The organism is Peribacillus sp. SIMBA_075 (assembly GCF_046534585.1).
In genome coordinates this window covers 1-229 of the sequence record NZ_JAWRYN010001753.1, presented here as the reverse complement: position 1 = coordinate 229, position 229 = coordinate 1, and the positions used below count along the sequence as shown (strand labels likewise).

The 229-nt window shown below is 50.2% G+C and carries 1 protein-coding gene; it reads right to left on the bottom strand.

Annotated elements, in window-relative coordinates; translation table 11 throughout:
- A partial coding sequence (locus SB775_RS34450; protein WP_410865780.1) for an LUD domain-containing protein occupies positions 1 to 229 on the bottom strand: 229 nt, incomplete at both ends.

The window sequence follows — 229 nt, the reverse complement described above, 5'->3', positions numbered from 1 at the left end:
CCCCATAACCGTTATTTGCGTGTCCGGGAAAGTGGTCACCATATTAGCGTTGCCTTCGTTTGTTACAAGCGAAATAGATCCCGAGTCGGCTACTGCAAAATTACAGCCGGTTACACCGATATCCGCTTCCATAAACACTTCCCGCAGTTGGCTACGGGCGAATGCCGTCAATTCCCGTGGTTCTTCAGTGCCGGTATAATTGGCTTTATCCCTGAAGGTGTCACGGATC